Origin of the sequence: Microbacterium sp. B19 (assembly GCF_000333395.1) — a bacterium.
Classification (GTDB): domain Bacteria; phylum Actinomycetota; class Actinomycetes; order Actinomycetales; family Microbacteriaceae; genus Microbacterium.
Map to the genome: position 1 here is coordinate 1 of NZ_BADA01000058.1, position 4,810 is coordinate 4,810.

Below are 4,810 nucleotides of genomic sequence, written 5' to 3' on the forward strand. Positions count from 1 at the left end.
GTCGTCGCTGAAGATCGCGCCGTCCTCGACGCGCGGGAACTTGCGCACACCGAACCCCATGTTGATGTAGCCCCACCGGTTGCCCGCGGCCGGGTGCGCGGGGTCGAGCGGGAACGGCGGGGTCTCGGCGTACATGATCTGCGCCGAGTACGGGTGCTCGGGTTCGGAGAACGGGATGCGATTGACCGCCGCCACGGGGTCCGCGGGGTTCAGCGCGCGGCGGTCGAGCTCGGCCTGCAGCTCGTCGTCCGAGACGAGCTCGCTCATCCGCTCGCCGTCCAGCACGACAGTGCCGATGACGACGTGGTGCTCGGTGAGGTACCGGCCGAGGGGAGCGGGACGGATGCCGGAGGCCCAGAGCAACTGCGGTGAGCGGAACGCGTCGGCGGCGACCACGACGGCATCCGCCGGCACGAACTCCTCCTCGTGCGTGCGGAGGTCCTCCACCACGACGCCCCGCACGCGCGCGCCGTCGTGCTCAATGCGGCGGACGAGGGTCAGGTCGCGCAGCTCGAACCGGGCCGCGGTGTCGGTGCCCGGCTCGATCAGCGGACCCAGGACCGTGTCGGTCCCTGCCCACCGCATCGTGCCGTCGGGCTGCGGATCGCCTGCGACCGGCAGGGTGCTCACGCCGTAGCCCTCGGGCAGCTCGGCCCCGAACTCGCGGTCGAGGAGCGTGCGGATCGCGGCGCCCACGGGCGAGTCCGAGAACGCCGCGCTCTGCTTGTGCAGCAGGTCTTCGGCGGTCGAGACGAGGTCCTCCCACTCGTCGTCCGCGATGAAGTCGAGCTTCTCGCTGAACGCCGGGCGCGGGATCGCGCACGTCCAGTGCGCGCCCTGGCCGCCGACGTTCGTCGCGGCCGCCGCGGCCGGGAAGGTCGGGGCGTGCGCCGAGCCCTCGCCGCCGAAGTCGAGCAGGTGCGTGCCCTGGCGCGCCGTGAACATCCCCTCGACGATCGTGCCGGACGGGATGCCGAGCGAGTCGCGGAACTCCCCCGCCTGAGGACCCTGCGAGCGCTCGCGGGCACGGGCCTTCTCGTCGGGGTCGACGATGTTGCGCACGCTCTCGCCCGGGCGCTCGGTCACCTGCGGGCCGGCCTCGAACATGACCACGCGCGCGTGCGGGAGCGACTCGAGCAGCACGCGGGCGTAGGCGGCACCGATGGGTCCGCTGCCGACGATCGCGATCGTGGGGGTCTCGGACATGGTCTCTCCTTCGAGATCGGGCGGGCTGAGAGATCAGGCGGTCACGCGGGCTGCCGGTCGGTGTCGGACACGGCGGCGAGGGGCTCGGGCGCTTCGTCGGACAGGCGCCCTCCGGGCAGCAGCAGCGCGAACACGATCCCGCAGGCGTAGACGAGCGCGAGCCCCAGGAACACCGGAGCGAACGTGTCATGGTAGATCACCGCGACGGCGTCCTGCACCTGCGCGGACGCGGCGCGCACCACCGCCGGCGTGAGGGTGCCGGCATCCAGTCCGGGCGGGAGGTGCGCGGCGACGCCGAACCCGACCACACCGCCGACGATCGCCGTCCCCACGGCCGACCCCACCTGGCGAACGAGGTTCGTGGTGGCGGTGACGGCGCCCAGGTCGGAGCGGGCGGCCGCGCTCTGCACGACGGCGAAGATGAGGTTCGTGAACGAGCCGGTGCCGATGCCGACCACCGCCATCACGATCATGGGGACCCACAGCGGCAACCCCGCGGGCAGGGCGGCCATGACCGCGAGTCCCGCGGCCCCGAGCACGGTGCCGAACACGGGGTAGAAGCGGTAGCGGCCGGAGCGGCTGACCAGCCAACCGGTGAGGAGGTTGCTGACGAGCATGCCGAGCACGGTCGCGATCGGCACGAGGCCGGACAGGGTCGCGGTCGTGCGGTACGCCATCTGGATGTACGTCGGCACGAACGCGACGATCGCGAAGAGGCCAGAACCCACGATGAGCGACAGTCCGAGGCACGCGAGGATCGTGCGGTTGCGGAGGATCCGGGGCGGCAGGATCGGTTCGGCCGCGCGCCGCTCGATGCCGATGAGGGCCAGGATGCCGATGACTGCGGCCGCCGCGCAGGCCAGTGCCGCGGGGCGCAGAGCATCGTCGCCGATCCAGGTGACCGCGAGCACGAGCGCGAGGAGCGTGCCGGTGAAGACGATCGAGCCCGGGATGTCGAAGCGGGGGTGGGCGCCGCCGGGGAGGCGCGGGACCGCGACCGCGGCGAGCGCGAACGCGGCGAGACCGATCGGGATGTTGATCCAGAACACCCAGGACCAGCCCCAGAAGTCGGTGATGAGACCGCCGACGACGGGTCCGACGACGATCGCGACCGGGAAGGCGGTCCCGATGATCGCCATGTAGCGCGGGCGCTGTCGGGGGCTCGTGACGCGGGCGATGATCGTCTGCGACATGAGCTGGATGCCGGCGGAGCCGAGGCCCTGGACGACACGGGCGGCGATCAGCCACCCCAGGTCGGGCGCGAAGCCGCACGCGAGCGAGGCCAGGAGGAACAGTCCGAGCGAGACGAGGAACACGCTGCGGGGGCCGACGACGTCGCCGAGCTTGCCGAGGACGGGCAGCATCACGGTGGCGGCGAGCGTGTAGCCGACCATGATCCAGCTCATGTACTCGAGCGCGCCGAGATCGCCGGCGATCGTGGCCAGCGACGTCGAGACGACGGTGTGGTCGAGGGCGCCGATGAACGACACCGCGAGAAGGGAGACGACGAGAACGCGGATGCGAGCGGGGGAGAGAGTCATGCGTGGGGCGCCCGTACGACCGGGCGATCGACGCGACCGTATGTGCCGCTCCGGCTCCCTCACCGGGCGAACGGACCCGTAGGCCCCGACGTCCCGTCCATCATACCCGACTTATGTCGGTTTTCAACATTAGGGCAGCGCGCGGGAGAGCACCGTCGCTGCCCCCGACAGCGCCTGTCCGCCGTCGACCCCGATCTCGGCGCCGGTCAGGAAGGCGGCGGCGTCCGAGAGCAGGAACGCCACGGTGTCGGCGACCTCGACCGCCTCACCGGCACGCTGGAGCGGGATGATCGCGGTGTTCGCCTCCGCGAACGCGGGCGGCGCGGATGCCGTCATCGGGGTGCGGATGAAGCCAGGGTGCACCAGATTCACCCGGATGCCGCGGGGTCCGAGTTCCGTCACGCTCGCGTGGGTGAGCCCGCGCAGCGCCCATTTGCTCGCGGTGTAGGCGGCCGTGTAGTGCCCGCTGAGTCCCGCGACGGATCCGATGTTGACGATCGAGGAGCCGGCATCCATCGACGGAAGGAGGGCCTGGATGCCGAGCATGGCACCGGTGACGTTGACAGCGAAGACTCGGTCCCAGTCGGCGCGGGAGAGCTCGCCGATACGCGCCCGGTGCGTGATGCCGGCGTTGTTCACGAGCCCGCGCACGCGCCGACCCTCGAGCGACGCGGCGAGTGCGGCCCAGTCCTCCTCCGAGGCGACGTCCAGGCGGCGGTAGTCGAGGGAACCCGCGAGATCCGCCGCGCGGTCGCGCAGCTCCGGCGCCTCGTCGGCCCGATCGACGGCGACGACGTCCGCCCCGAGGTCGGCGAGGAGCAGCGCTTCCTCCGCACCCTGCCCGCCGGCCGCGCCGGTCACCACGAACAGGTTGCCGGCGATGCCCGGAAAGCGCAGTTCCGTCATCGTCCGGTCGGGGAGTCCGTGGCGTCGGCGCGCACCCGCGCCCGAGTCCGCTCGCGCGCCCGCGGCACGGGCGGGGCGGCGACCCGCTCCCCCACGACGTTGACGATCTCGCCGACGCCCTCGATCACCATGCGCACCTCGTCGCCGGGCTCGAGCGGCCGCGGGTCGAGCGCGCCGCGGCGCCCCCATAGCTCGCCGAGGCATCCGCCGTTGCCGACCGTGCCGGAGCCGAGCACGTCGCCCGGCACCACGACGGAGTTCCGCGCGGCGTACATGACCAGCTCGAGGAACGGCCACCCCATGTTCGAGACGAGGTCGGCGCCGACGAGGTCGCCGTTGACGAACAGCTCGGCGCGCACCGCGAGGAAGCCGTCGGCGTCGAGGTACGACTCGAGTTCGTCGGCCGTGACGATCCACGGTCCGAGCGTCATCGCGAAGTCCTTGCCCTTGGCGGGTCCCAGCCGCACCTTCATCTCCCGCGACTGCAGATCACGCGCGGACCAGTCGTTCATCACGGTGTAGCCGAAGATGTGGGACGCCGCGTCCGTGGCATCCAGGTTCTCCCCGTCCGAACCGGGCACCCCACCGATGACCGCCGCCAGCTCCAGCTCGACGTCGAGCCGCTGCGTCTCGGGGATCGCCACGACGTCGCCGGTCGCGCGGACCGTGTGCGGGTTGGTGAAGTAGAACGTCGGGGCTTCGTACCACTCGGGCACGACCTCGCTCTTGCCGTCGACGGACGCGCTCACGCCCTCGACGTGCTCCTCGAACGCGACGAAGTCACGGATCGAGGCCGGCACGAGCGGGGCGAGCAGCCGCACGTCGGCGAGTGGCCGGCCCGCCGCGGCGTCTCGCCGTGCGAAGAGCGCCGAAGCGGCGGCGAGCCCCTGCGCCAGCACCTCGGCCACGCGCAGCCCGTCGGGGAACGGGATCACCGAATCGCCGTCGACGAACCCCTCGCCGATGTCGGCGCCGTCGATCCACCGCGCGATCCTCACGCGTGCACCCGCGTCCGCAGCAGCGCCTCGGCGTTGCCCCCGAGGATCGCGATCGCGTCGGCCTCGGCGAGCCCCGCGCCGCGGACGAACCCGACGGGGTCGTCGAGCCCCATGTCGAACGGGAAGTCGCTGCCCAGCAGCACCCGGGCGGGCCCCGGC

Annotated in this window: 4 protein-coding genes; all 4 read right to left on the bottom strand. The window is 72.3% G+C overall.

Going from position 1 to position 4,810, the window contains the following annotated elements:
- A partial coding sequence (locus I5G_RS02035) for a GMC family oxidoreductase N-terminal domain-containing protein (protein WP_022877563.1) occupies positions 1-1,206 on the bottom strand: 1,206 nt, incomplete at its 3' end.
- Positions 1,207-1,247: 41 nt separating this feature from the next.
- Positions 1,248-2,747, bottom strand: a complete 1,500-nt coding sequence (locus I5G_RS02040) for an MFS transporter (RefSeq protein WP_022877564.1) — start codon at positions 2,745-2,747, stop codon at positions 1,248-1,250.
- 129 nt (positions 2,748-2,876) lie between these two features.
- On the bottom strand, positions 2,877-3,653 hold the full coding sequence (locus I5G_RS02045) for an SDR family NAD(P)-dependent oxidoreductase (RefSeq protein ID WP_022877565.1): 777 nt from the start codon (positions 3,651-3,653) through the stop codon (positions 2,877-2,879).
- The gene (locus I5G_RS02050) at positions 3,650-4,651 is read right to left on the bottom strand and encodes a fumarylacetoacetate hydrolase family protein (RefSeq protein WP_022877566.1); all 1,002 of its coding nucleotides are present in this window, start codon (positions 4,649-4,651) and stop codon (positions 3,650-3,652) included. The genes I5G_RS02045 and I5G_RS02050 overlap by 4 nt, the downstream gene beginning before the upstream one ends.
- Between the last annotated feature and the right edge of the window lie 159 nt (positions 4,652-4,810).